This is a genomic window from Microbacterium sp. MYb64 (assembly GCF_002979495.1).
GTDB classification, from domain to species: Bacteria; Actinomycetota; Actinomycetes; order Actinomycetales; family Microbacteriaceae; genus Microbacterium; species Microbacterium azadirachtae_A.
Window position 1 is genome coordinate 47,106 of sequence record NZ_PCOW01000018.1, and the last position, 24,828, is coordinate 71,933.

At 70.4% G+C, this 24,828-nt stretch carries 21 protein-coding genes; 11 read left to right on the forward strand and 10 right to left on the reverse strand.

The annotated features are described in order from the left end of the window. Nucleotides 1-29: 29 nt before the first annotated feature. Nucleotides 30-6,098: an Ig-like domain-containing protein gene (locus CQ044_RS14815; RefSeq protein WP_258133328.1), complete on the reverse strand. Its 6,069-nt coding sequence runs from the start codon at nt 6,096-6,098 to the stop codon at nt 30-32. Nucleotides 6,099-6,303: 205 nt separating this feature from the next. Between CQ044_RS14815 and CQ044_RS14820 the strand changes: the two genes are divergently transcribed. The 3 genes from CQ044_RS14820 (at nt 6,304) to CQ044_RS14830 (ending at nt 7,453) form a co-directional block, all read left to right on the forward strand. Then, nucleotides 6,304-6,537 (forward strand): type II toxin-antitoxin system ParD family antitoxin, encoded by a 234-nt coding sequence (locus tag CQ044_RS14820; RefSeq protein ID WP_105689201.1) that lies wholly within the window; start codon nt 6,304-6,306, stop codon nt 6,535-6,537. Next, the gene (locus tag CQ044_RS14825) at nt 6,534-6,824 is read left to right on the forward strand and encodes a type II toxin-antitoxin system RelE/ParE family toxin (RefSeq protein WP_105689174.1); all 291 of its coding nucleotides are present in this window, start codon (nt 6,534-6,536) and stop codon (nt 6,822-6,824) included. The genes CQ044_RS14820 and CQ044_RS14825 overlap by 4 nt, the downstream gene beginning before the upstream one ends. Nucleotides 6,825-6,919: 95 nt before the next feature. Continuing rightward, a complete protein-coding gene (locus CQ044_RS14830; protein WP_105689175.1) occupies nt 6,920-7,453 on the forward strand; it encodes a hypothetical protein in 534 nt (177 codons plus the stop codon). Nucleotides 7,454-7,472: 19 nt separating this feature from the next. On the opposite strand, the gene CQ044_RS14835 is transcribed toward CQ044_RS14830, so the two are convergent. From CQ044_RS14835 to CQ044_RS14845, 3 genes are read right to left on the reverse strand one after another with little or no spacing between them, the layout of a single operon-like run. Then, a complete protein-coding gene (locus CQ044_RS14835; protein ID WP_105689176.1) occupies nt 7,473-8,042 on the reverse strand; it encodes a DNA-3-methyladenine glycosylase I in 570 nt (189 codons plus the stop codon). A gap of 35 nt (nt 8,043-8,077) precedes the next feature. Then, a complete protein-coding gene (locus CQ044_RS14840; RefSeq protein WP_105689177.1) occupies nt 8,078-8,920 on the reverse strand; it encodes a PfkB family carbohydrate kinase in 843 nt (280 codons plus the stop codon). Between the two features lie 41 nt (nt 8,921-8,961). Further along, nucleotides 8,962-9,741, reverse strand: a complete 780-nt coding sequence (locus tag CQ044_RS14845; RefSeq protein WP_258133329.1) for a GntR family transcriptional regulator — start codon at nt 9,739-9,741, stop codon at nt 8,962-8,964. 155 nt (nt 9,742-9,896) lie between these two features. Between CQ044_RS14845 and CQ044_RS14850 the strand changes: the two genes are divergently transcribed. Next, nucleotides 9,897-11,285: an MFS transporter gene (locus CQ044_RS14850; RefSeq protein WP_258133330.1), complete on the forward strand. Its 1,389-nt coding sequence runs from the start codon at nt 9,897-9,899 to the stop codon at nt 11,283-11,285. Nucleotides 11,286-11,356: 71 nt separating this feature from the next. Then, nucleotides 11,357-12,316, forward strand: coding sequence for a nucleoside hydrolase (locus tag CQ044_RS14855; protein ID WP_105689179.1), 960 nt, complete (start codon nt 11,357-11,359; stop codon nt 12,314-12,316). 132 nt (nt 12,317-12,448) lie between these two features. Here the strand turns inward: CQ044_RS14855 and CQ044_RS14860 are convergent, their stop codons facing one another. Both CQ044_RS14860 and recQ read right to left on the reverse strand, forming a co-directional pair. Beyond that, complete coding sequence (locus CQ044_RS14860; RefSeq protein ID WP_105689180.1) at nt 12,449-14,512, reverse strand: acyl-CoA dehydrogenase; 2,064 nt, start codon at nt 14,510-14,512, stop codon at nt 12,449-12,451. Nucleotides 14,513-14,673: 161 nt separating this feature from the next. Continuing rightward, entirely contained in the window at nt 14,674-16,701 is a 2,028-nt protein-coding gene (gene recQ, locus CQ044_RS14865) for a DNA helicase RecQ (protein WP_105689181.1), read from the reverse strand. A 146-nt stretch (nt 16,702-16,847) separates the two neighbouring features. Between recQ and CQ044_RS14870 the strand changes: the two genes are divergently transcribed. From CQ044_RS14870 to CQ044_RS14895, 6 genes are all read left to right on the forward strand, one after another. Then, nucleotides 16,848-17,156: a GNAT family N-acetyltransferase gene (locus CQ044_RS14870; protein WP_105689182.1), complete on the forward strand. Its 309-nt coding sequence runs from the start codon at nt 16,848-16,850 to the stop codon at nt 17,154-17,156. After that, a complete protein-coding gene (locus CQ044_RS14875) occupies nt 17,153-18,094 on the forward strand; it encodes a pirin family protein (RefSeq protein ID WP_105689183.1) in 942 nt (313 codons plus the stop codon). The genes CQ044_RS14870 and CQ044_RS14875 overlap by 4 nt, the downstream gene beginning before the upstream one ends. 81 nt (nt 18,095-18,175) lie before the next feature. Continuing rightward, nucleotides 18,176-18,721, forward strand: a complete 546-nt coding sequence (locus CQ044_RS14880) for an ECF transporter S component (RefSeq protein WP_045271849.1) — start codon at nt 18,176-18,178, stop codon at nt 18,719-18,721. Nucleotides 18,722-18,796: 75 nt separating this feature from the next. Next, complete coding sequence (locus CQ044_RS14885; RefSeq protein WP_105689184.1) at nt 18,797-20,596, forward strand: ABC transporter ATP-binding protein; 1,800 nt, start codon at nt 18,797-18,799, stop codon at nt 20,594-20,596. Continuing rightward, entirely contained in the window at nt 20,593-21,396 is an 804-nt protein-coding gene (locus CQ044_RS14890) for an energy-coupling factor transporter transmembrane protein EcfT (RefSeq protein WP_105689185.1), read from the forward strand. Before CQ044_RS14885 ends, CQ044_RS14890 begins: the two co-directional genes overlap by 4 nt. Before the next feature lie 86 nt (nt 21,397-21,482). Further along, nucleotides 21,483-22,358 (forward strand): siderophore-interacting protein, encoded by an 876-nt coding sequence (locus CQ044_RS14895; RefSeq protein WP_105689186.1) that lies wholly within the window; start codon nt 21,483-21,485, stop codon nt 22,356-22,358. A 147-nt stretch (nt 22,359-22,505) separates the two neighbouring features. Here the strand turns inward: CQ044_RS14895 and CQ044_RS14900 are convergent, their stop codons facing one another. The 4 genes from CQ044_RS14900 to CQ044_RS14915 are packed head-to-tail and all read right to left on the reverse strand — an operon-like array spanning nt 22,506 to nt 24,814. Further along, nucleotides 22,506-23,270 (reverse strand): ABC transporter permease, encoded by a 765-nt coding sequence (locus CQ044_RS14900; RefSeq protein WP_045271846.1) that lies wholly within the window; start codon nt 23,268-23,270, stop codon nt 22,506-22,508. Then, nucleotides 23,267-24,085, reverse strand: coding sequence for an ABC transporter ATP-binding protein (locus tag CQ044_RS14905; protein WP_105689187.1), 819 nt, complete (start codon nt 24,083-24,085; stop codon nt 23,267-23,269). The genes CQ044_RS14900 and CQ044_RS14905 overlap by 4 nt, the downstream gene beginning before the upstream one ends. Nucleotides 24,086-24,087: 2 nt before the next feature. After that, nucleotides 24,088-24,453, reverse strand: a complete 366-nt coding sequence (locus CQ044_RS14910) for a DUF1048 domain-containing protein (RefSeq protein WP_105689188.1) — start codon at nt 24,451-24,453, stop codon at nt 24,088-24,090. A 1-nt stretch (nt 24,454) separates the two neighbouring features. Next, nucleotides 24,455-24,814 carry a PadR family transcriptional regulator gene (locus tag CQ044_RS14915; protein WP_105689189.1) on the reverse strand — a complete coding sequence of 120 codons (360 nt, stop codon included), beginning with the start codon at nt 24,812-24,814 and terminating at the stop codon, nt 24,455-24,457. Between the last annotated feature and the right edge of the window lie 14 nt (nt 24,815-24,828).

The following is a 24,828-nucleotide window of genomic DNA, read 5'->3' on the forward strand; positions in this document are numbered from 1 at the left end:
CGGTGCCGCGTGGCCGGGACGGCGCCCGGCTATGGTCTCGGCCAGAAGTTCTTCTCGGTGTCCACGCCGCCGCCCCAGCCCTGGATGTCGATCCAGACGTTGACGCCATCGCGTCCCTGCCAGCACGAGATCTGCTGCTGTCCGCTGCCGTTGAAGTTGACGGAGTTGCCCGAGCTGAACCCTCCCGGCCTCGCATCCGAAGCGCAGGTCACGCCGTGGCTGCCGATGTTCAGGTTCTCCCAATGCACCACGAACAGGCGGCACCCGTTCACGCAATTGGTGCCGGCTGCATCACCCTGGGTCACCCAGACGCGGGGCTGCGGCGGATCGTTGGTCCGCGCTGAGTCGGATGCTTCCTTCGACCAGTTCTGCTCCGTGTCCATCGCGCGCACCTTGATGCTGTGCGTCGTGGCCCAGGCGTTGCCGGTCGTGCGCGACCCGCTGCGTCCGACGTTCTCCCACGCACCGCCGTCGATGCTGATCTGCATCACCTGGATCGAGCGGCCGTTGTCCGCCGGCGGCGACCAGCTCAGGGTCACATTCGAACCGTTGTTCACAGCACTCGCGCCCGGCGTGTTGACAGGGCCGTAGGGACGCACCCCGGACTTGGAACCCGGATCACCCGGCGGGGACTCCTGTCCGCCGACCACGGAGTAGGCGCGCACGGACACGGTGTAGCTGCCGTTGTTCGCAGCGGGAATGTCCGAGCCGTTCCAATTGCGAACCCAGCCGTTGCCGATCGAGTACTCGTAGTGGATCTCACCGCTCCCGGCGCCGTTGCTGTCCGCAAGGTTGTAGGCAACATGGATGTTGTTGTCCTGCTCCAACACGCTGGTGAGCGTGGTCGGGCCCGGCTTCCCGAAGGCGCGCTGCGCGTTCGACACTGCCGACCACGCCCCGGGACCGGCCTTGTTGTTGCCGCGCACCTGGAACGTGTAGTCGGAAGTGGAGTTGCCGACGGTGACGGCCTGGCTGAACGTGGTTCCTGGGATCCCACTGATCGTGCGCACCGCGGATCCACCCTGCATCACCTGCAGGTCGTAGCTGGAGATCGCGTCACCATTGGGCCCTGCGGCCGTCCACGTCACGGTCATCTGCGACTGGCTGCCCACCGACGGCGCGCTCTGCGCCTGCGGAGTTCCGGGCGCGGTCGGCGGACCGGCCGGGATCTCCGAGGCGGACCAGCCGGACCAGCTGGACGGCTCAGGGGCGCGGTTCACGGCCTGCACGCGCACCTGGTAGTTCGCGCCGTTCTCCAGACCGTCCCACTTCAGCGAGTTGCCGGTGACGCCGGTCTTCGTCGCCGCACCGCTGGGCGGTGCGGGCGAGATCTCCAGGTTGTACGAGGACACCGGGGAGCCGGGGGTCGTCGGCGTGGTCCACGACACGTCCAGCGACTTGTCGCCGAACTTCAGGGTCGGCGGGTTCGGGGTGTCCGGACGCGCGTCGGGGCGTGCCACGGCCGAGGTCGGAGACGGCTTGCCCTCGCCCACCCGGTTCGTGGCGGTGACGGCGAACGTGTACTCGACGTTGTTGGTCAGCCCGTCCAGAGTGCACATCGTCGACGCGCACTGCTTGGTGTAGCTGCCGCCGCTCGTCGCGCGCACGGTGTATCCGGTGATCTCAGCGCCGTTGTTCGAGGGCGGGCTCCAGTTCAGCACCACGGTGCGGTCCTGCACGCTGGTCACCTGCGGGGCGCCCGGTGCGTCAGGGACACCCTGCACCGTGACGACGATGCGGCCGTCGACCTCGCGGTCCGGATCCTTCGTCGCGTCCTGCACGCGGTAGGTCGCCACGACCTGCCCGACGAACTTGGTGTCCGGCGTGACCACGATCTTGTCCCCCTGCACGGAGGCGTTCGCGTCACCGGTCTGTACGCTCACGGACCGGATCTTCAGCGGCTTGTCCGGGAACGGGTTGACGTCGTTCTCCAGCACCGGGATCGTCACGGCCTTGCCCTGATCGGCCTGCGGAACCGTGTCCTCGTTCGCGACCGGCATCGGGCGGGTGGAGGCGGCGACCGTCACGGCGACCGTGCCCGTGACCGGCTCCGTCTTGCCGTCGGTGATGCTGAGCTGCACCGTCGACCCGCTGCCCTTCGGCGTCGACGAGTCGGCCTCGACCTTGAGCGTCGAGCCGTCCAGGCTGGCCTTGATGCCGCCGTCGGGCTGTCCGGTGATCTTGTAGCTGATCTTCTTCGCGTCGCCCGGATCCGGATCCTTGGTCAGCGCCGCGAGATCGACCTTCTGCGCCTCCTCGCCGGGCGCGACAGAAACCTGCGCGTTGGTGAACGTCGGCGGCTGGTTGTCCGGCGGCAGCACCGTGATCGGCAGGCTCAGCGTGGCCTTGCGCCCCTTGGGGTCGTCGGGGCCGGTGCCGTCCGTCACCTCGAAGGTGATCGCATCGTCGCCGAAGAAGCCCTGCTTGGACGTGTACACGAGCGTGCGCTCGTCCTTGAGCAGCGGGGCGCCGTTGCTGTTGACCGCGCTGACCTTGCCCGCCTCGGTGATCCGCACCTCGCCGCCGCCGGCGACGGCCACGTACTTCGACAGCGGGAGGTCGATGGTCTCGCCGCTCTTGACCTCGACCGGCTTGGTCGAGATGAGCGTCGGCGCGAGCTCAGAGAGCGCGGGGACGAAGATGAACGCCGAGGCGACCTGGTCGTCCTGATCGGTGATCGAGTACTGCACGAGCTGGCGCTGCTCGGTCACCGTGACCTGGATCTTGCGGTTGGGCAGCACCTTGGCCGCGGGATCGGAGACCCCGAGCTTGAGCGCGTCGACCGTGCCATCCGGATCCTCGTCGTTGTCCAGCACCGGCACCTCGACCTGCAGGCTCTCGCCCTTCACATCCGAGGCCTTGATCCGGTCGTCGCGCGCGATCGGCGCCACGAGCGGCACGTCCTCGGCGACCGTGACCTGGACGGGCGCGGTCGCCGTGGCGCCGCGGGAGTCGGCCACGGTGTACTGCACCGAGGTCTGCACGGGACGATTGGGGGCCGTGATGAGCACGCGGTCGCCGGAGACCTCCGCCTTCAGGCCGTCGACGCCCGCCGCGGTCTCGATGCCGTTCTTCACCAAGCCGATCGTGTCGCCGTCGGGATCCGAATCGTTGGTCAGCACCGCGACCGCGACCGTGCGTCCTGGCCGCATGACGATCGAGTCCTTGACCGCGTACGGCGCCTGGTTGATATTGGCCCCGGGAGCGATGCCGACGCGGACCGACGCCGTCGCCTCCTTGCCGAGCCGGTCGCGCACCTTGTAGGTGAAGGTGTCGATGCCGCTGGCCTTGTCGAAGGCCTGGTACGTGAGGAAGTTCGCGCCGACTTCGGTGACCTGTCCCTGCTTCGGCGCGGAGTCCAGCCCGACGAGCTCGACCGAATCGCCCTCGGAATCCAGCCCGTCCAGCGGTACGGCGATCCGCACGCTCGTGCCGCTCAGCGCGCGCACGGTGAGGTCGTGCGGACGGGGCGCGGTGTTGGTCTTCTCATCGATCGGCAGGATCTGGATCGTGATGTAGCCGGCGGCCTTCTGCCCGTTCGAGTCCACCGCCTCGTAGGTCGCGTAGACCGTGCGAGGGGTGTCGCCGGCGCGGAATCGCACGGTGTCCTGCGAGACGAACGCCTCGCCGAACTTCGGGTCGACCAGCGGCTCGATGAGGTTCGGCGCCACGTGCAGCGTCGTACCGGGGGCGTGCTTGTCGTTCGCCAGCACGGGGATCGTCACCACGTCGCCCGCGCGCACCACGGCCGTGTCGTCGTTCGCGGTCGGCGGATCGAGCTTGCTCGGCGCGGCGATCGGGATCACGATCACGTCGCCGTCGGCGGACTTGGATCCGTTCGAGATGCGGTAGCTGATCCGCACCTCCTTGTCGAGGTTGCCCTGGTCGGTGATCCGCAGCGTCTCGTGGTTCAGCACCGACACCGCCACGCCGCTGTGCGGCGGCACCGTCACCGACTGCACGACGAGGATTCCGCCGGCCGGGTCGACGTCGTTGTTCAGCACGCCCACGAGCACGTCGCCGCCGCTCGGCAGCAGCGCCACGTCGCGCACCGCGATCGGCGGCGCCGACTCGGCGGTCTTGTCCAGCACGTCGATCCGGACGAGCCCCGGCACGGCGTTCGGTCCCGCGCTCACGAGGTACTGCATGTAGTACGTGCCGGGCATCTCCGCCTGGAACGTGAAGGTGCCCTCGCCGAAGTTCGGCGTGATCACCGCACCAGGGGTCTCGTCGACCCGGGTGAGGCGCAGCTGCTCCTTGCCGGAGCTGGAGTCGTTCAGCAGCGGCGACGCGGTGACCTGCTCGCCCGCGCGGGTCACGTAGTGGTCCGCGTTGGTCTTCGGCGCGGTCGTGCCGGCCGGGCGGATGTCGAGGCGGATCGTGCCGCTCGTGAGCTCGCCCATCGCGTCCGCGACCTGGATGCGGATCTCCTTGCGGCCTGGCAGGCTGGCGACCGCGCGGTAGGTGAGCTGGCCGTCCGGCGTGAAGTCGACCTCGTCGCCCGGGGCCGCTTCGACGTCCTTCAGGTACACGTCGTCGCCATCCGGATCGATCCAGTCGGGCAGCGCGTTGTAGGTCACCGCGCCGCCCGCTTCGACGAGGAGGCCCGGTGTGCGCTTCTGCTTGGGGGCGGCGTTCGTGCTCCAGTCGTGCACGCTGATCGCGACGTTGGCCGTGGCCTTGCCGCCGCGGCCGTCGTCCGCCTGGTACTGGAACGAGCCGGATCCGGTGGCGTCCTCGGCGACCGCGATCTGCAGGGCGCCGCCGTTGTTGATCGGCTTGACGTCTCCGAGCGACGGCTGCTCCTGAGCGAGCGAGGCCACCAGCACGTCGCCGTCGGCGTCGGTGTCGTTGTCGAGCACGGGCAGCATCGTGGTGCGGCCGGGCCGGACGCCGAATTCGTCATCGTGCGCGATCGGCGCCGTGTTCTCCGGGGTGCGCTTCGGCAGCGTCGTCTCGACCTGGTCGTCGCTGGTCTCGTCCTGCTGCTCGGACTCGCCCTCCGGCGGCACGATGTCCTGCCAGTTGTCCACGCGCTGCAGGTTGTCCGTGGCCATCCACGCCGCACCGCTCGCCGTGTCGTTGAGCACGACCACGTCGCGGTTCACCCGGAACACCAGGGTCGTGCTGCTCTCGGCGCCCTCGATCGACGTCTTCAGGTCGTTGTCGGATCCGATGCAGTCGCGCAGGAACTTCGCGGATCCGCCCCAGGCCGCATAGGTGCAGCCGTTCAGGTAGACGGGGGCCGCGGGCGCCCCGGTGCCGCCGGCGTCCTGCACCGACGGTGTGGATCCGTCCAGCGGCACGGACACGAGCGCGTCGGCGGTCGACAGCACGGCGGAGCCGTTCTCCGCGGAGGGCTGCTGCAGCACGGCGGCGTCGAGGTTCTTGACCTCGGACCCGGTGAGCTCGATGCGGTGCCCGGCTGCGAAGACCGTCTTGGCGTCGGCATCGAGCACGACGGGGGTCGTGCCGACGACCGTGATCGTGGGCTTCGCGTTCTCCGCGAGGTCGATCTTCTCGGTGGACGGCGGATGCGGATCGCCCTGCTGGTCCATGTGCACCGTGACGATGCTGCGGTCCTTGGCGGAGACCGCATAGACCGTGCCGTCCTTGCCCACGGCGACGTCGGCCCCGGCGCCCAGGGTGGCGGAGGGCTTCGTGCCTGCGGCCTTGAAGCCGCTCAGAGACGAGGCGGAGCGCACCCAGAGCTTGCCCTCCTTGGGGTCGAGGATCGCGACGGTGGTGCCGCCGAGGGCCGACTTCGCGCCGCCGGGGATGAGCACGGCGTCGCTCAGCACGACGCGCGCAGGGTCGACGCTGGTGAGGGTCGAGGCGGAGCGATCATCGACGAGCACGGTGCCGCCGGACTGCAGCACGTCGTAGTTCTCGCCTCCGGTGCGCAGCCCGCCGTCCAGCACGCGGGACTCGTTGTTGAAGTGGCCGACGAGCAGGCTCGAGGTCTTGGTGAGCCAGACGCCGCCGTCGTGCAGGTCCACCTCGGCGGTGGGGTTGCCCTCGTAGGCGAAGGCCATGCCTGCGACGGCGACGGCCGCGGCGGTGACGCCGGCGGCGGACGCGAGGGTCTTCGGTCGCATCCGCAACCATGCGAACGACTTCACCACGGATTCCCCCCGAACGTTGTCACAGCTATCCCATGAGGAACTATCAGGGGACCGTAAGAGTGTAAACCGCCCGTCTGGGAGCCGCGATGGGGAGGACTACCCATCCGGATCGGCACGTCACCGCGCCGCAGCGCACCGGATCGCGTCGTGTTTACCAATTCTTGGTACCGTGATCCTCATGGCCCAGAACACATCGATCAGCCTGGACGATCACTTCGCAGGATTCCTTTCGCAGGAGGTCGAGTCCGGGCGCTATCGCTCCGCCAGCGAGGTCGTGCGCGCAGGCCTCCGCCTCCTCGAGGACCAGGAGACCCAGATGGCCGCCCTGCGCGCGGCTCTCGCTGCGGGCGAGGAGAGCGGCACGCCGCAGCCGTTCGACTTCGACGCGTTCATCGCATCCCGGCGTTCATGAACGACTACCGGCTCACGCCGGCCGCTGTCCGCGACCTCACCGCGATCTGGGACTTCACCGAGGAACGCTGGGATGCACGCCAGGCTGAGAGCTACATCGCCGAGATCCGCGCTGCGATCGAGAGGGTCGCGGCAGCTCCCGATCGCGGATTCGCCTGCGACGAGATCCGCGTGGGGTATCGCCGCTACAGCATCGGAAGCCACCTGATCTTCTACGTCGAGCGAGCGCGCGGCGTGGACGTCATCCGCATCCTGCACCGGCGGATGGACCCGACTCGGCACTTCTGACTGCGACCGCGCCGCCCCTCCATCCTTCGATCGATTTCGGCGCCGACGGGCCTGGATCCGGCTGTCCGCATAAGCCGGAGCCGTACGCTCGAATCATGTTCCTCGACCCTGTGCTGCGCCGCGTGGAGCCGCTGCTGCTTCGCGTGGATCGCATCGCCGGCGGCCGCAATTCCCACGAGAAGATCGTCGAGACCGACCGCGATCATCACCGCACCGTCCGCGCCTTCCGCTGGGTGTTCTGGCTGCTCGCGGTCGAGCTGCTGATCGGCCTCGCCGCGGTCGTGATCGCCGTCGTGATCGCGGTGCAGGCCGGCTCGATCGCCGCCGTGCCCTTCGCCGTGTGGATGCGCGCACTCATCGTGCTCGCGATGACCGTCACGCTCTTCTACTTCGCCTGGCGCGCGGCGCTCGGCTGGCGCTGGGCCTATCAGCGCCTTCGGCTGTTCGCGCAGATCTTCCCCGTCATCACGCTCGTGATGGCCGCGATCCCCGGCCTGTATCCGGCGTGGATGGTGACAGAGCAGATCGTCTTCAGCCTGATCATGATCGGCATCGCCGATTTCCTCACGAGCGACCACATGCGTCGCGTGTACCGTAAGCCGGATGCGGAGGCGGATCCCGCCACCTGATCCTGTGGGCCGGCTGGCGCTACGCCGCGCGCCAGCACCCTTCGAGGTGGTCGTCGACCATGCCGGCCGACTGCATGAGCGCGTACATCGTGGTGGGCCCGACGAAGCGGAATCCGCGCTTGCGCAGCGCCTTGCTCATCGCCTCGGACTCCGCCGTCACGGCCGGGACGTCGGACATGGACCGAGGGCGCGCACCACTCCCGGCGGCGGGGGCGAAGGACCACATCAGCGCGTCGAGCTCGCCCTCCGCCATCTCCCGCACGAGGGCGGCGTTGCCGATCGTCGCCTCGATCTTCGCGCGATTGCGGACGATCCCGGCATCGGCCATGAGCCGGGCGATGTCATCGTCGCCGAATGCCGCGACGACCGCGGGATCGAACCCCGCGAACGCCTCGCGGAACCGCGGGCGCTTGCGCAGGATCGTGATCCAGCTGAGCCCCGCCTGGAACCCCTCGAGCGACATCTTCTCGAACAGCGGGCGGTCGCCGTGCAGCGGCTGCCCCCACTCCTCGTCGTGATAGCGGCGGTACTCGGGGTCATCACCTGCCCAGGCGCAGCGCGGAAGGTCTTCGGCGAGGGGCGTCGTCATGAATACAGGCTAGGCGCGGGCGCCGACACCCTGGCTCACTCCGCGGGCAGGTACTCCGAGAGCCCGCCGAGCAGCGGCTGCGACCGTGGGTCGGCGACCGCCGCTGCGCCCACCGCGCAGGCGGCCGACAGCGCGCGCTGCGGGGCGATGCCGGAGGCGAGCCCGATCGTGAGGGCCGCGCAGAACGCGTCCCCGGCGCCGACGCTGTTCACGACGGTCGTCTTCACGGCGGGAGCGGATGCGACGAGCTCCCCCCGCTCGAAGAGCTTCGCGCCCTCGCCGCCGTAGGTCACGGCGACCCGGCGGGCCGTGCGCAGTGCGGGCAGGAGCGCGTACTCCGTCTCGTTCACGATGATGAGGTCCGCGCGCTCGACGACCGCCGCGGGCAGCTCGATCGCGGGGGCCGCGTTGACGGCGAGGTACCCGCACGCGGCCTCGGCGAGCGCGGCGATCACGTCCATCGAGATCTCCAGCTGCGCGAGCACGGCCTCGTCGGCTCCGAACGCGACGCCGTCCAGGGTCACCTCGCCGTTCGCGCCCTCGCAGACGGCGATCTGGTTCTCGCCCTCGGCGTCCACGACGATGAGCGCGACGCCGGTGGGCTCCGCGCCGCGGCGCACGGCATGCGTGTCGACGCCCGCCGCCGCGAGCTCCTCGATCATCGAGGATCCGTCGGCGTCGGAGCCGACGGCGCCGACCATCCGCACCGCCGCGCCCAGGCGCGCGGCCGCGGCGGCCTGGTTGGCGCCCTTGCCGCCGGCCTCGCGGGACAGGCGTCCGCCGCCGATGGTCTCCCCCGGCTCCGGAAGCCGCGCGGTGCGGGCGGTGAGGTCGACGTTGATGCTGCCGACGACGGCGAGCGCGAGCGGTGCGGTCATGAGGACTCCAGTTCCTGAAGGGCGGGGACGGGGCGGGGCGGTCACTGCGCGGTCTGCACGACCGAGAGGACCCCCGCCTTCCCGGAGACGATGCACTTGGCGAGATAGACGGGGACGCCGCCCGAGGAGACGGTCTGGGTCAGGATGAGCACGGGGTCGCCCGGCTTGAGGCCGAGCAGAACGCCGCGGGTGCGGCCAACCACGTTGACCGTGATCTCGCACACCCCCGCTCCGAAGACGGCGCCGCGGGCCGCGAGAGCGGTCATGAGGCTCGTCGGGTCGCCCGTGGCCTCCTCGAGCACGGCGGCGATCTGCGGGCTCGCGTCACTCAGGTAGCGCCCCGCGGGCAGGTGCTCCTGCAGGATGGCGATGGGTTCGCCGGCCCGCTCGATCACGCTCTCCCGGAACCAGGTGTTCGCCGCGTCGTCGAGACCCAGGTGGCCCGACACGTAGTCCGTGGTGGGCTGCACGACGAACTCGAGCTGCCGGACGCCGACGTCCTCACCGCCCTCGGCGAGGGCGGTCTCGAGCGGTCGCAGCTCTTCGAGGCCTACGGTGGGGAGGTCCTCCGCCACGAAGCGGCCGATCCCGCGCCGGGTGAGGATGAGGCCGTCCTCCTCGAGCAGCATGAGAGCTTCTCGGACGACCGTGCGGGACACTCCCAGCGAGACGCCGAGCTCCGTCTCGCGCGGCAGGGCGGATCCGAGGGAGAAGACGCCGGACCGGATCCCCTCCGCCAGGCGGGAGTAGACGGCCACGCGCAGGGGCTGGCCCACCGGAGCGGTCAGCGGCCGGGCCAGGAACTGCTCGACGTCCGTCATCGGATCTCCTCCACCGCCTGCCAGGCCTCCGGATTCGGGCCGCGCTCGCCGTTCATTCAAGCACGGAAGCGCTCACTTGCAGATGTTCTACCTCAGAGGTATAACATCATATAACCCGAGGGAGCGATGCTCCCTTCCTTGACGAAGGAGTCACTGTGCAGCTCTCCCCCGCACCCGCGGCGCTCGACGGCCCCGCGCCGATCCGCGGCGGTCGCTCGGTCCTGCTCGTGGCGACCCTGATCCTCACGGTCGTCGCCTTCCAGCTGAACTCGAGCATGATCAGCCCCGCCCTTCCCGACATCGCGAAGCAGCTCGGCGCGCCGATGGACGCCGTCTCGCAGGTCTCGTCGCTGTTCTTCCTCGCCGGCGCGGTCGGCGGCATCGTCCTCGCCCGCTGGAGCGACTTCATCGGCCGCAAACGCGCCCTGCTGGTCGTGCTCGCGCTCATCGTGCTCGGCACGGTGCTGTGCCTCGTCTCGCCCAACCTCCCCGTGCTGCTGCTCGGCCGCGTGCTGCAGGGCGCGTCGAGCGCCGCGTTCCAGATCTCCTACGTGATCCTCGCCGAGACCCTGCCCGCCGCCGTCTTCCCGACCGTGCTCGGGATCCTCACCGCGATCAACGGCGGCGTGGGCGGCGTGGACGGCTGGATCGGGGGCCTCCTCGCCGACGCCTTCGGATTCCGCTCGCTCTTCGTCGTGATCCTCGCGGTCGCCGTGATCGCGATCGTGAGCGTGGCGCTCGCCGTGCCGCGCGACGGCAAGCCCTCCTCGACGGGACGCATGGACTGGTGGGGCGCCGCCGCGCTCTCGCTCGGCCTGATCTGCCTCACCTACTTCGTCTCGACGGGATCCGGCCAGGGCTGGTTCGCCCCGCTCACGCTCCTGTTCCTCGCCGGGACGGTCGTGGCGCTGCTCGCCTTCGTGGCGATCGAGAAGCGCCGCCGCACGCCGCTCGTCGCGGTGCAGCACCTGCGGTCGCGCCAGGTGTGGCCCGTCATCGCCGTCACCGTGCTGACCCTGTCGAGCGTGTTCGCCGTGATCAACTTCACGATCGTCATCCTCAGCCAGAACCAGGCCGTCGGCTACGGTGTGAACGCGTCGACCTCCGCGCTGCTCTACCTCACGCCGCCGGCGCTGATCGGCCTCGCCGCGGCCCCGCTGTCCGGCTGGCTCGCGGGCCGCTTCGGATGGATCCGGATGCTCCGCCTCGGTCTGGTGCTCTCGATCGCGGCGCTCGTCGTGGTCGCACTGTTCCCGTTCAGCCAGTGGACCGTGTTCGCGATGTTCGCGGTGCTCGGCGTCGCCTACAACGGCGTCGTGCTCACCACCACGAACGGCCTCGGGGTGCTGCAGTCCCCGAGCGAGGCTCCGGCGATTCTGCCGAGCATGAACGGCGCCGCGTTCGGCTTCGGCGCGAGCCTCGGCATCGCGATCGTCGCGCCGTTCGTCATGTCGGGCGACTTCGTGCTGGCACTCTGGATCTCTGTGGGGATCAGCGTGCTCGCCCTCATCGCGAGCCTGTTCCTGATGCCCAAGACCGACTGACCGCTGCCCGCCGACCTCACGGTCCGCCTGCTTCCGCCCCACGCCCCCGTCCGCATCCCGAGGAGGATCCGATGACCGACACCCCCGCCCCGCTGTACTTCGACTGCGACACCGGCATCGACGACTCTCTCGCCCTGGCGTATCTGCTGGCGTCGCCCGAGGTCGCGCTCCGCGGGATCGGCACGGTCAGCGGCAACACCTCGGCGGCTCAGGCCGCGCGCAACACCCTGGGCCTGCTGTCCCTCGCCGAGCGCGACGACGTGCCCGTGGCCGTGGGGCGGCACGACTTCCTCACCCACGGATACGACGGCGGCGCGCCGCACGTGCACGGCGACGACGGGGTGGGCGGGGTGACGCTGCCCGAGTCCGCCCGCGCGGTCGAGGACGGCACCGCGGCCGACCTGCTCATCCGGCTCTCGCACGAGCACGCCGGATCCCTCGAGGTGCTCGCGGTCGGCCCGTTGACGAACCTCGCCGCTGCGCTCGAGCAGGATCCGACGCTCCCCGCCCGCATCGCGCGGGTGACGCTCATGGGCGGGGCGGCGCTCGTGCCGGGCAACATCACGGCGCTCGCCGAGGCGAACATTGGCAACGACCCGGAGGCGGCCGACGCGGTGTTCGCGGCGGGCTGGCCGGTCGTCGTCGTGCCGCTCGACGTGACCATGGAGAACGTGTTCGAGGAGGCCCACCGCGACCTGCTGGCCGCGTCCGGATCCCCCGTGGCCCGTGCCGTCGCCGCGATGCTCGACTTCTACATGGAGTTCTACCGCGCGACCTACGGCCGCCGGTGCAGCGCCCTGCACGATCCGCTCGCCGCGGCGATCGCGGTCGGCCGGGTGCGCCCTACGGCCGCCCCCGCGGTGCCGGCCGTGGTCGACACGACCGACGGCCCAGGCCGCGGGCAGACCGTGTTCGACCTGCGCGGCCAGCGCCAGGGCGCCCGCGACCACGATGGCGCGAATGTGCGCGTCGTGCTCAGCACCGACACCCCGCTCGCGGACCACCTCGCGGAGCGCGTCGCCGGAATGTGAACCGCCCGTCGGGTCATTGAGCGAGGACGCCGAAGGCGACCGAGACGAAACGCGGTGCTCTCACGAGGGCACCGCGTTTCGTCTCGCTCCTCGCTGCGCTCGGTGCTCGCTCAACGACCCCGAGGGCAGGAGTTACAGCTGGCGGGCCTTTTTCAGGGCCTTCTCGTCGACCGGGGCGTCGCCCGAGGCCTTGAGGTCGGCGTAGTACGCGCGGGCCTCGTCCTGGCGGATCTGCTCCGCACCGGAGGCGAGAGGCGCGCGCACGTGCTCGGGCTCGTACCCGAAGGCGTTCACGAGGTCGAGGGCGTGCGGGCGCAGACGCGTGCAGAGCCGGTCGATGTAGCGCGAGACCGAGGCCGCACGCTGCGCCGAGAGACGGCCGTTGATGAGGTACCACGCGAGGTGCTTCTCGACGAGCTGCAGGCCGAAGAGGTCGCGCAGCCAGGTGAGCACCGCCTTGCTGTCCTCGTCCTCGATGCGGCCGAGGGCGTCGGTGAACGCCTCCCACTGCAGCAGCTCTCCGTGCGCGCGAGCCGCTTCGATGAGCTCGGCCTGGTTCTCGTTGAACAGCTTCTCGCCGAGCACCTTGTCCTTGCCGGCGGCACGCAGCCGGCCGGCGATGTCGGCGACCATCTGCTGCACGCGGTCGGTGAGCAGCTCGTGCTGCTGCTCGGCCCGCAGGCCGTTCTCGACCGAGCGCGCCGTGGATCCGAGATCCGCGACGGCCTGCCCGAACTGGCGCAGTCCCGCACCGTGGAACACCCGGCCCGCGGTCTGCCCGACGGCGTACTTCGCGAGCGCGGCCGCGTCCTTGCCCTTGAACTGCTTCGCGTAGTCGGTGAGCAGGCGCTTGCCGACCAGCTGCAGCAGGATGTTGTTGTCGCCTTCGAACGTCACGTAGATGTCGAGGTCGGCGCGCAGCCCCACGAAGCGGTTCTCGAACATGAAGCCCGCGCCGCCGCACGCCTCGCGGCACTCCTGGAGGGTGTCGAGGGCGTGCCAGGTCGACAGCGGCTTGAGCGCGGCGGCCAGGGTCTCCAGGTCCTCGCGGTCCTGCGGGGTGTCGGTGCGGCCGGAGAAGACGCCGTCGAACTTCTGCAGGAACTCGTCGTGCGCGAACAGCTGCGCGTAGGTGGTCGCGAGGCGCGGCAGGAGGCGGCGCTGGTGCTTGCCGTAGTCGAGCAGCGTGGTCTCGGAGCCGTCGGCGCCGTTGAACTGCCGGCGCTGCGTGGCGTAGGTGATCGCGATGTGGAGGCCGAGCGCGGAGGCCCAGGACGCGGCGCCGTCGAGCGAGACACGACCCTGCACGAGCGTGCCGAGCATCGTGAAGAAGCGGCGACCAGGGCTGTCGATCGCGCTCGAGTAGGTGCCGTCTGCGGCGACGTCGCCGTAGCGGTTCAGCAGGTTGGCGCGCGGGATCCGCACGTGGTCGAAGCTGAGCCGGCCGTTGTCGATGCCGTTCAGCCCGCCCTTGAGACCGTCGTCCTCGCGGCCGATGCCGGGAAGGTCCACACCGTCCTCACCGCGCAGCGGCACATAGAAGCAGTGCACGCCGTGGTTCACGCCGTTCGTGATGAGCTGGGCGAACACCGTCGCCGCGATGCCGTGCAGCGCCGCGTTGCCGAGGAACTCCTTGGTCGCCGCCCGGAACGGCGTGTTGATCACGAACTCCTCGGTCTCGGGATCGTAGGTCGCCGTGGTGCCGATCGAGGCGACGTCGGAGCCGTGCCCGATCTCCGTCATCGCGAAGGCGCCGGGGATCTCCAGGCTCATGATGCCGGGGAGCCAGCGGTCGTGGTGCTCGGCGGTGCCGAGCTGCAGGACGGCGGATCCGAACAGTCCCCACTGCACGCCCGACTTGATCTGCAGGCTCGGGTCGGCGACCACGAGCTCCTCGAACCCTGCGATGTTGCCGCCGTTGTTCTCCTCGCCGCCGAGGCGCTTCGGGAACGCACGGTGCACGGCGCGGTTCTGCACGAGCAGGTGCAGCTGGCTGAGCACGCGCTCGCGGTGCTCGTCCTTGCCGAGCGAGTCGTCGCGCCAGAACGCCGGATCCTTGATCATCTCGCGCGCCTCGCGGCGGGTGTCCGCCCAGGTGCCGAGCAGCAGGTCGCCGACCGCGTCGACGTCGATGTGCGTCGCGGTGTCGTCCGGGGTGCTGTTCGCGGTGTTCGTCCGAAGGGCGGCGTCGACCATGAGGATCCTCTCGTGAGGTTTCGGGGATGCCTTCATGGTAGATCTGACACAACGCGGAGCGAAGGCGGCTGTGGGGATCCCCCAACAGATCGGGCCGACGAGGATCCGAGCGCTTGTCGGCTCCCCACAGGAAGGGCCCTTCGCGTGCGCCTGTCTGCGCCTCAGCCCTCGGCCGCGATGACCTCGAGCACGGCCTCGCCGTAGGCCTCGCGCTTCTTCTCGCCGATGCCGCTGATGCCGACCAGGTCGGAGGCCTGCGCCGGGCGGTGCTCGGCGAGGGCGCGCAGCGTCGCGTCGCCGAACACGACGTACGCGGGCACGCCCTGCTCGCGTGCGGTCTGCGCGCGCCACGCCCGCAGCGCCTCGAACAGGCCGCGGTCGCCCTCGGCGAGCGCGGCTGCGGCATTCCTCTTGGCGGAGCGTCCGCCTCCGGAGGCACCGGCCCGCGTGACGACGTCATGGCGCAGCTTCACCGCGGTCGTGCCGGCGAGCACGCCCGCACCCGCGTCGCTCACGGCGAGGGTGCCGTACTCGCCCTGCGCCTGCATGAGCCCCTGCGCGAGCAGCTGCCGCACGACCGAGCGCCACTGCGCATCCGTGAGGTCGGATCCGATCCCGTAGGTGGCGAGCTCGTCGTGCCGGAACTTGCGGATCTTCTCCGTCGACGCCCCGCGGAGGATGTCGATCAGATGCCCCGCGCCGAACGACTGGCGCCGCTCGCGCTGCAGCCGCACGATCGTGGAGAGCAGCTTCTGCGCGGGGATCAGTCCGTCCCAGCTGTCCGGCGGGGTGAGGCAGGTGTCGCAATTCCCACAGGGGGCCGAGGACTGCCCGAAGTAGCCGAGCAGGTTCTGCCTGCGGCAGTCGACGGTCTCGCACAACGCGAGCATCGCGTCGAGGTGCTGGTTCTGCCGCTGCTTGATCGCGCGATCGCCCTCGCCCTGCTGGATGAAGCGGCGCTGCTGCACGACGTCGCCCAGGCCGTAGGCCATCCACACGACGGAGGGCTCGCCGTCGCGCCCCGCACGACCGGTCTCCTGGTAGTACCCCTCGACCGACTTCGGCAGGTCGACGTGAGCGACGAAGCGCACATCCGGCTTGTCGATGCCCATCCCGAACGCGATCGTGGCGACCACGATCACACCGTCCTCGCGGAGGAACCGGGCCTGGTGCGCGGCCCGTGTTCCCGCGTCGAGACCCGCGTGATACGGGATCGCGTCGAGACCCTGCGCACTGAGGTACTCGGCGGTCTGCTCGACCGACGCACGGCTGAGTGCGTAGACGATGCCCGCGGACCCCTCGGGCTGGCTCCGGATGAACGAGACCAGCTGCTTGCGCACCTCGACCTTGGGGTCGATCCGGTACTGGATGTTGGGCCGGTCGAAGCTCGCGACGAAGTGCTTCGCCTGCGGCAGGTGCAGCCGCTCCGTGATCTCGCGGTGCGTCTCGCGGGTGGCGGTTGCGGTGAGCGCGATCCGCGGAACACCGGGGAAGCGCTCGGCGAGGCCGCCGAGCGCGAGGTAGTCGGGACGGAAGTCGTGCCCCCACTGCGACACGCAGTGCGCCTCGTCGATCGCGATCACGCTGAGGGATCCGCGCTGCAGGAGCGCCAGGGTCTGCGCGTTCGAGAGCCGCTCCGGGGCGACGTAGACGAGGTCGAGGTCGCCCGAGAGGTACGCGCGCTCGACCTCGGCGCGGTCCGCCGCGGTCTGCGTCGAGTTCAGGTAGGCGGCGCGCACGCCGTTGGCGCGCAGGGCGTCGACCTGGTCGTGCATGAGCGCGATGAGCGGGCTGACCACCAGGCCGGTGCCCTCCCGCACGAGCGCGGGGATCTGATAGCAGAGGCTCTTGCCGCCGCCGGTGGGCATGAGCACGACCGCGTCTCCGCCGTCGACGATCTGGTCGATGATCGCGGCCTGATCTCCGCGGAACGCGTCGTAGCCGTAGACCGCGGTGAGCGCATCGAGCGGCGTGGGGTACCTGCTCGGCGCGGCGGTCGCCGCGGCGACCGGCACCGGGAAACTGCCCTGCGGAACCGCGTCAGGGGATCCGGCCCACTCGCCCTCCTCGGGCGGGGGCGCGGCGTCCCAGGGCTCCTCGTCGAACGGCACGTCGGCGTAGGGGTCGTCGAGGGGTGCGTCGGACCACGGCAGATCCGCATAGGGGTCGCGCGGATCGTTCTGGGGCATGCCTCCAGCGTAACGAGCGGAGCCGACACCGGAGGCCGCTGTCCACAGGCCGGGCTTGCCGACGCCGGCGGGTTCGCACGGCCCCCGCGTCCTCTCCCGGGCATAGGTTGGATCCGAATCCGCACGACACCGCATGAAGGAGCGCCATGCCCGAGATCGCCGTGACCCTGAACGAGGCGGAGTCCCGCTACGAGATCACCAGCGACGGGGCGCTCGCCGGGTTCGCCGAGTTCCAGCGCCGTCCCGGGACGATCCTGTTCATCCACACCGAGGTGGATCCGGCGTTCCAGGGGCAGGGTCTCGCGTCGAGGCTCGCCGCGGACGCGCTCGCCGACGCCGTCACGACCGGCGACACGATCGTGCCGTACTGCCCGTACATCAACAAGTACCTGCGCACGCACGAGGTGCCGGGGGCTAAGGTGCGCTTCCCCGCGGCGCCCGAGGAGCAGGCATGAGCCTGCACGGACCGCGCGCGGTCGTGCTGGCGGCGCGCGAGGTGCCGCTCGGCGGCGTGCGGGCGATGAACGTGCTGCGCGTGCTGCCCAGCAAGGATGTGCCGACGATCGGCGCCTGGTGCTTCCTCGACCGGTTCGGACCCGCCGAGGTGCGCATGCGCGTGGAGCCGCACCCGCATATCGGCCTGCAGACGGTGACCTGGCCGCTCGTCGGCGAGATCCGCCACCGCGACACGATCGACAGCGACGTGGTCCTGCGCCGCGGGCAGCTGAACCTCATGACGGCCGGGAACGGCATCGCGCACTCCGAGTACTCGGTGGGCGAAGAGGCCGGCCCGCTCGATGCCCTGCAGCTCTGGGTCGTGCTGCCGGACGGCGCCGCGACCGGAGCCCCCGGCTTCGAGCAGCACCTGGCCCTGCCCCGGCTGGCGCTTCCCGCCCAGACCGGATCCGACGCCGACGTCACGGTCGTGATGGGCTCCTATGCGGGCGTCGCCTCCCCCGCGACCGCCCACACGCCGATCGTGGGCGCGGAGATCCGCCTCGAACCTGGCACGACCGTCGTGCTGCCGTTCGACCCCGCCTGGGAGCACGGACTGCTGCTCGTCACGGGCGATGCCCGCATCACAGGATCCGACCTCGCAGAGACCTCGCTCGCTGTCGACGACGTGCTGTTCCTCGGTGACTCCCGCGACGCCGTCACGGTGACGAGCGAGGGCGGAGCGCTGCTCTTCCTCCTCGGCGGCGAACCTTTCGAGCAGGATCTCGTGATGTGGTGGAACTTCGCCGCGCGCAGCCACGAGGAGATCGCGCAGGCGCGCGAGGACTGGGAGGCGGGATCCGGCCGCTTCGGCCATGTCGTCGGTCACGGCGACGAGCGGATCCCCGCCCCGCCGATCCCGCCCGTGCATCTGATGCCGCGGCGCCGGAGGATCTGAGCGGGTCCCGGGATCGGTAGGCACTGTCCCGCCGGGATTACTCCCGGCCGGGCCGTCCGATCCCGCCGGTACGCTGGACGGGTGCCCGCCGTCCGCTCCCCTCTGCCCACGCGCGTCCTGCTCGTCTGCGCCGCGATCGGAGTCGCCACGGGGCTGCTCGGCGCCGCCGCGGGCTGGGTGACGATCCCCGTGATCGCCGGCGCGCCGTTCGCCTACGGGCTGGTGCTGGGCTCGCACGTGCTGCCGGGCATCATCGCGCAGGAGGTGCTGCGCCGACCGCTGGTCGCCCTGCTCACGCATGTGCTCGCCGCCCTGGTCGCCAGCGCCTTCAACCCCATCTGGTTCCCCCGGTTCCTCGGCACCGCACTGCTGTTCGGCCTCATCCAGGAGGGTGTCGCCGCCCTCACCCGATACCGCTCCTGGGGCGCCTGGCGGTTCTTCGTCTCTGCGGCGATCATCGGCGTGATCATCGCGGTGGTGGTGTTCTTCGCCGTCGACCTGGAGAAGCTGCCGCTGTGGGCGCGGATCATCTACCTTCCGCTGGCCGTGCTCGGGCCGATCGCGTGGACGGCGATCGGCCTGCGGATCGGCATCTCGCTGCGCCGCGCCGGCGTCGCACAGCGCTGAACCCGCGACGCGGATCCGGACCAGGCGAAACCCTAGGTTAGGCTTGCCTAAGCAACCCTTGCCGAACGGACCCCGATGCCCGCCGCCCCGCTCCTCCGCGTGCGCGATCTCACGATCACGCACCGCGGCGCGAGCGATCCCGCCGTCCGGGACGTCTCATTCGACGTGCACGCGGGCGAGGTCGTGCTGCTGCTCGGCCCGAGCGGATCCGGCAAGTCCACACTCGCGCTCGCGCTGAGCGGCCTCATCCCGCACTCGCTCGATGCGGCCGTCTCCGGCAGCGTCTCGGTGTGCGGGCATGACGTCGCAACGACTCCGATCGCCACGCTGAGCAGCTCCGTGTCGACGGTGTTCCAGGATCCGGACGCGCAGATCGTCACCGGATCCGTGCTCGACGACGCGGCGTTCGCCCTGGAGAACCTGCGGTTCCCGGTCGCCGAGGTGCTCGCCCGCGCCGAAGCCGCCCTGCGGCGGATGGGCCTCTGGGAGCGCCGCACCGAGAATCCGGACCGGCTGTCCGGCGGCGGCAAGCAGCGGCTCGCGATCGCCTCGGCGCTCGCGACCGGATCCCCCGTCCTGATCCTCGACGAGCCGACCGCGAACCTCGATCCGCAGGGCACCGCGGACGTCCACGCCGCGCTCGCGGACATCGCCGGATCCGAGGAGCGCGCCCTGATCCTAGTCGAGCACGACCTCGACGCGGCGCTCGAGATCGCGACCAGGGCGATCGTCCTGGACGCCTCGGGGCGCATCGCGTTCGACGGTCCAGCCCGGCGGATCCTGCGCGAGCACGCGGAGGAGATCCTCGCCCTCGGCGCGTGGCTGCCGTCCGCCGCGCTCGCGGCGCGCCGACTGAACACACGGCTGCCGGCGCTCGCAACAGCCCCGATCACGCCGCTCCCGCTCAGGGCCGAGGAGCTCGCGGTGGCTCTGCAGGGGCTCGAAGCAGAGGCGCCGACGTTCGAAACTCAGTCGACTCCGGCCCTGGCACCCGATTCCGGCGCCACAGCGACCGGATCGACTGAGTTTCGCGCGCTCGAGGCGCCGGACCCGATCATCACGGTCCGCGGCCTCGACATCGCCCGGCGTCGCCCCCTGGTGCTGCGCGACGTCGACCTCGACATCGAGGCGGCCTCTGTCACCGCGATCATCGGCCCGAACGGCGCCGGCAAGACGACGCTCGTGCAGGCGCTCGCCGGTGTCGTGACGCCGCCGCGCGGGCGGATCTCGGTCGACGGGATCGATCCTGCCACCGCTTCACCGCGGACGCTCGCGGCGCACATCGGCTTCGTCTTCCAGAACCCCGAGCACCAGTTCATCGCGCACACCGTGTTCGAGGAGCTCGCGCACGGCCTGCGGCTGCGGCGCACCCCGCCGGCCGAGATCGACGAGCGCGTCGGCGCGATGCTCGAGCGCTTCGGACTCACGGGCAAGGCCGACGTGCACCCGTTCCTACTGTCCGGCGGCGAGAAGCGGCGGCTGTCGGTCAGCACCGCGCTGATCACCCGCCCGCGGATCCTCGTGCTCGACGAGCCGACGTTCGGGCAGGACAGGGCGCGCACCCAGGAGCTGCTCGCGCTGTTCCGCGAGCTCAGGGCCGAGGGCACCACGATCGTGCTCGTGACGCACGACATGGACCTCGTGATCCAGCACGCGACCCGCACCGTGCTGGTCGAGGACGGACGGATCGTCGCCGCGGGCGCCACGTCGGCTCTGGTGCGCGATGCCCTGATCCCGCTCCCCGCGGCGTATCTCGCGGTCCCGCCGGAGCTGAGGGCACTCCTCGGCGACGACGCCGTCGCCGGATCCGCACCGATCGTCGGATCCGGTGCGATCGCGGGGGCCGCTCCCGAGGCGACGGGGCTGGGATCATGATCGACCCGTACGCCGAGCAGACCGCGGCGCCCGCGCGCGCCTGGCTGCACCACCTGAACCCGCTCGCCAAGCTCGGTGCGGTGCTGCCCGCGATGGTGCTGCTGCTGTTCGTGCGGGACCTCGCGACGCCGATCGCTTTCCTCGCTCTCGCCTACGCCGTGCTGCTGACGGGCGCCCGGCTGACCACGCGGCTCTGGACCGTGCTGCTGCTCGCGATCCCCGCGGGGGTCGTCGTGCTGGGGCTGTCGATGGCGCTGTGGACGGATCCGGCGCAGGTCGCCTCGACCCCGGTCGCGCTCCGGATCGGCTCGTGGGAGCTGCACGCCGGCGCCCTCGAGAGCGGGTTAGCGACGGGCCTGCGGCTGGCGGCGATCCTGGCGCTCTCGCTCATCTCGGGCCTCACCACGACAGGACCGGATGTCGTGCGCGCGGGTGTGCAGCAGCTGCGGATCCCGTACCGCTTCGGCTACACGGCGCTCGCGGCCTACCGGTTCGTGCCGCGCTTCGGCTACGAGCTGAGCGTGATCCGCGCGGCGCACCGGGTGCGCGGCACGCACGGCGGACGCGGGCCGTTCGCCCGGATCGCACGCGGCTGGGGCTACATCGTGCCCCTGCTGGCGAGCGCGATCCGCCATGCCGAGCGCGTGGCGCTGGCCATGGACTCGCGCGCGTTCGGAGCGCACCCCACCCGCACTGAGCGGCACGAGGTGCCCTTCCGCCCGCGCGACGTCGTCTTCCTGCTCCTGATGCTCGCCGCCTCGGCGGCTCTCCTGACCCTGTTCTTCCCCTGGCGGTCCTGACCCTGTTCCAAAGCGCACAAATGACTGCATCCACCGCCGATATCGAGCCATTTGCGCACTTCGAAACCAGACCTCGAAAGGTTCCCATGGCATACAGCAAGATGGTCAAGCCGGCCGCGGCCGGGCTCGTTCCGCTCACCGTGCTGAAGACCGAGCGACTCGCCCCGCATTGGGTGCGCATCACGTTCGGCGGCGGCGAGATCGAGCGGTTCTCACCCATGGGCTGGGACCAGTGGTTCCGGCTGTTCCTGCCGGTGGGCGGCGAGGAGGCGCTGAGCCGGGTTCCGGCCAAGGCCAACCACACGCTCGGGTATCTCAAGTTCCTGCGGATCCCCGACGGCGAGCGCCCGGTGATGCGCAACTACAGCGTGCGCGCCTTCCGCCCCGCCACGGCCGAGGCCGGGGCCGAGCTCGACGTCGACTTCGTGCTGCACGGCTCCGCCGCCGAGGGCACCGCGGGTCCGGCGTCGCGGTGGGCCGAGACGTGCCGGCCGGGCGACCGCGTGCTCGTGATCGACGAGGGGCTCACGTTCAACCCCGAGCGCGGCACGGAGCGGGTCGTGCTCGTCGGCGACGAGACGGCCCTGCCGGCCATCGCCGCGATCTGCGCCTCCCTGCCGACGCACGCGACCGGATCCGTGCTGCTCGAGGCCCCTTCCGCGGAGGACGCACTGGACTTCCCTCACCCCGACGGCGTCGACGTGCAGTGGTTCGTGCGCGCGCCCTCCGACCGGCCCGGCGCACTCGCCCTGGCGGCGCTGCGCGAGCTCGCACTGCCCGAAGCGCCGTTCCACGCCTATGCCGCGGGCGAGCAGGCGCTGGCCTCCGGCGCGCGCAAGCTGCTGGTCGGCGAACGCGGTGTCGACAAGGGCCAGGTCAGCTTCTGCGGCTACTGGCGGATCGGCTCCTCGTCCCCCGCATCCCGTGCGGCGCGCGAGACGGCGGCGGAACCCCTGAGCTGAAGCCTCCCTGGCTCGACCGTCCCGAACCGCCTCGAACCGCCTCCGGGCGCACGGGGCGCCGAAGGCGGTTCGATCCGGTTCGGCCCTTCGACAAGCTCAGGGACCGGCTTGTTGCCGAGTCTGCCGAAGCACAGGGACCGAGACTGCTCAGCTGATCTTCTTCTTGTAGATGGCGATCGCGAAGCCGTAGGCGACCACGAGGATCCCGACCATCCAGGCGAGGGCGATCCAGATGCTGGATCCCACCGGCTGGCCGTTGAACAGCGCGCGGATCGTGTTCACGATCGACGTCACCGGCTGGTACTCCGCGAACCAGGCCACCGGACCCGGCATCGACGAGGTGGGCACGAACGCCGAGCTGATGAACGGCAGGAAGATGAGCGGGTAGCTGAACGCGCTCGCGCCGTCCACGGTCTTGGCGCTCAGGCCCGCGATCACGGCGAGCCAGGTGAGCGACAGGGTGAACAGGATCAGGATCCCGGCCACGGCCAGCCACGCGCCGACCGAGGCTCCGGTGCGGAACCCCATCGCGAACGCGACGCCGACCACGATCGCCACCGAGACGATGTTCGCGACGAGCGAGGTGAGCACATGCGCCCAGAGCACGCTCGATCGGGCGATCGGCATGGACTGGAACCGCTCGAAGATCCCGCCCTGGAGATCGAGGAACAGCCGGTACGAGGTGTACGCGATGCCGGACGCGATCGTGATCAGCAGGATGCCCGGCAGCATGTAGTCGATGTACGACTGGTCGGATCCGGTGTGGATCGCCCCGCCGAGGACGTAGACGAACAGCAGCATGAGCGCGATCGGGGTCACCGCGGTGGTGATGATCGTGTCGGGACTGCGCAGGATGTGCTTGAGCGAACGGCCGGTGAGCGTGCCGGTGTCGCTGAGGACGTGGCTGGTCATTTCACTGCCTCCTTCGTGGTGTCGGGCCCATCGACGGGCTCAGAGGCCGATGCCGCGGACGGTCCGACCAGGGCGAGGAAGACCTCCTCGAGGCTGGGCTGCTTCTCGACGTACTCGACCTTCGCCTGCGGCAGGAGCCGCTTGAGTTCGGCGAGCGTGCCGTTCTGGATGATGGTGCCCTCGTGCAGGATCGCGATCCGGTCGGCCAGCTGCTCCGCCTCGTCGAGGTACTGCGTGGTGAGCAGCACGGTGGTGCCGCCGTTCGCGAGCTCCTTGACGGTGTCCCAGACCTCGATCCGCGCCTGCGGGTCGAGACCCGTGGTCGGTTCGTCGAGGAAGATCACCGGGGGATTGCCGATCAGGCTCATCGCGATGTCGAGCCGGCGCCGCATGCCGCCGGAGTAGGTGCCCGCCCGACGCCCGCCGGCGTCGGTGAGCGAGAACCGGGCGAGCAGGTCGTCGGCGACGGCCCCCGGATCCTTGAGGTGACGGAGCTTCGCGACGAGCACGAGGTTCTCCCGTCCGGTGAGGATCTCGTCGACCGCGGCGAACTGCCCGGTGAGGCTGATCGCGTTGCGGACGTCGTTCGGCGCCGAGGAGACGTCGAACCCCTGGACGGTCGCGGCGCCGCCGTCGGCCTTCAGCAGCGTCGACAGGATGCGCACGAGCGTGGTCTTGCCGGCGCCGTTCGAGCCGAGCAGGGCGAAGATGCTGCCCCGCTCGACCTCGAAGTCGACGCCGCGCAGGACCTGCAGATCCTTGAACGCCTTCGTGACGCCCTGCACGCGGATCGCGGGGGCGGTGAGGGTGGCCATGTTCAGTTCTCCTTTCGTGCGGCGCCGTCGATCGCCGTCGTGAAGCGCTTGCGCTCCTTGTCGATCCACTCGCGGCCGGCGTACGCCTTGGCGAACGTCTCGGCGAAGTCGACCGGGTCGTCCCCGACGATGTCGCGCACCGGGGTGCGGTCCACGGCGGCGCGCTCCCAGAGGTCGGCCATGTCGGTGTACATCCGGATCATGGTGTCGCCGTCGGTGATGCCGCCGGCGTACATCAGGTAGCGGTGCATCGCCATGGCGGCCTCCGCATAGGGGGCGGGAAGGCTCTCCATGCGGGCCTTGTCCTGCTTGTACTGCTTCTTCTGCTCGAGGGACCCGGTGAGGGCTTCGATCCACTTGGCGGCCATGTCAGGCTCCTTCATTCGTGTCGGTCGTGCTGATGCTGTCGGTGTGGCGGAGCTGTTCGATGTGCGCTGCGAGGAAGCTCCAGGTCCTCCAGAATTCGGCGAGCTGATCCCGCCCCTGCGCGTTGAGCGAGTACACCTTGCGCGGCGGCCCCTTCTCGGAGGGGACCTTCTCCACATCGACGAGGCCCCTCTGCTCTATCCGCACCAGCAGCGCGTAGACGGTGCCCTCCGCGATGTCGGAGAACCCTCCGTCGCGCAGCCGCGTGGTGATCTCGTATCCATAGGCCGATCGCTCGGCCAGGATCGCCAGGACGATCCCCTCGAGGGTGCCCTTGAGCATCTCGGTCATCTGACTCGCCATCGCGATCGCCTCCT

Excerpts from the sequence above, each read along its gene's own strand:
- CQ044_RS14870 (WP_105689182.1), top strand. The coding sequence starts at position 16,848 with ATGCCCGAGATCGCCGTGACCCTGAACGAGGCGGAGTCCCGCTACGAG.
- CQ044_RS14905 (WP_105689187.1), bottom strand. The coding sequence starts at position 24,085 with ATGGCCACCCTCACCGCCCCCGCGATCCGCGTGCAGGGCGTCACGAAG.
- CQ044_RS14910 (WP_105689188.1), bottom strand. The coding sequence starts at position 24,453 with ATGGCCGCCAAGTGGATCGAAGCCCTCACCGGGTCCCTCGAGCAGAAG.
- CQ044_RS14875 (WP_105689183.1), top strand. The coding sequence starts at position 17,153 with ATGAGCCTGCACGGACCGCGCGCGGTCGTGCTGGCGGCGCGCGAGGTG.
- CQ044_RS14835 (WP_105689176.1), bottom strand. The coding sequence starts at position 8,042 with ATGACGACGCCCCTCGCCGAAGACCTTCCGCGCTGCGCCTGGGCAGGT.
- CQ044_RS14895 (WP_105689186.1), top strand. The coding sequence starts at position 21,483 with ATGGCATACAGCAAGATGGTCAAGCCGGCCGCGGCCGGGCTCGTTCCG.
- CQ044_RS14820 (WP_105689201.1), top strand. The coding sequence starts at position 6,304 with ATGGCCCAGAACACATCGATCAGCCTGGACGATCACTTCGCAGGATTC.
- CQ044_RS14815 (WP_258133328.1), bottom strand. The coding sequence starts at position 6,098 with ATGCGACCGAAGACCCTCGCGTCCGCCGCCGGCGTCACCGCCGCGGCC.
- CQ044_RS14890 (WP_105689185.1), top strand. The coding sequence starts at position 20,593 with ATGATCGACCCGTACGCCGAGCAGACCGCGGCGCCCGCGCGCGCCTGG.
- CQ044_RS14830 (WP_105689175.1), top strand. The coding sequence starts at position 6,920 with ATGTTCCTCGACCCTGTGCTGCGCCGCGTGGAGCCGCTGCTGCTTCGC.
- CQ044_RS14840 (WP_105689177.1), bottom strand. The coding sequence starts at position 8,920 with ATGACCGCACCGCTCGCGCTCGCCGTCGTCGGCAGCATCAACGTCGAC.
- CQ044_RS14845 (WP_258133329.1), bottom strand. The coding sequence starts at position 9,741 with ATGACGGACGTCGAGCAGTTCCTGGCCCGGCCGCTGACCGCTCCGGTG.
- CQ044_RS14860 (WP_105689180.1), bottom strand. The coding sequence starts at position 14,512 with ATGGTCGACGCCGCCCTTCGGACGAACACCGCGAACAGCACCCCGGAC.
- recQ (WP_105689181.1), bottom strand. The coding sequence starts at position 16,701 with ATGCCCCAGAACGATCCGCGCGACCCCTATGCGGATCTGCCGTGGTCC.
- CQ044_RS14855 (WP_105689179.1), top strand. The coding sequence starts at position 11,357 with ATGACCGACACCCCCGCCCCGCTGTACTTCGACTGCGACACCGGCATC.
- CQ044_RS14900 (WP_045271846.1), bottom strand. The coding sequence starts at position 23,270 with ATGACCAGCCACGTCCTCAGCGACACCGGCACGCTCACCGGCCGTTCG.
- CQ044_RS14885 (WP_105689184.1), top strand. The coding sequence starts at position 18,797 with ATGCCCGCCGCCCCGCTCCTCCGCGTGCGCGATCTCACGATCACGCAC.
- CQ044_RS14825 (WP_105689174.1), top strand. The coding sequence starts at position 6,534 with ATGAACGACTACCGGCTCACGCCGGCCGCTGTCCGCGACCTCACCGCG.
- CQ044_RS14915 (WP_105689189.1), bottom strand. The coding sequence starts at position 24,814 with ATGGCGAGTCAGATGACCGAGATGCTCAAGGGCACCCTCGAGGGGATC.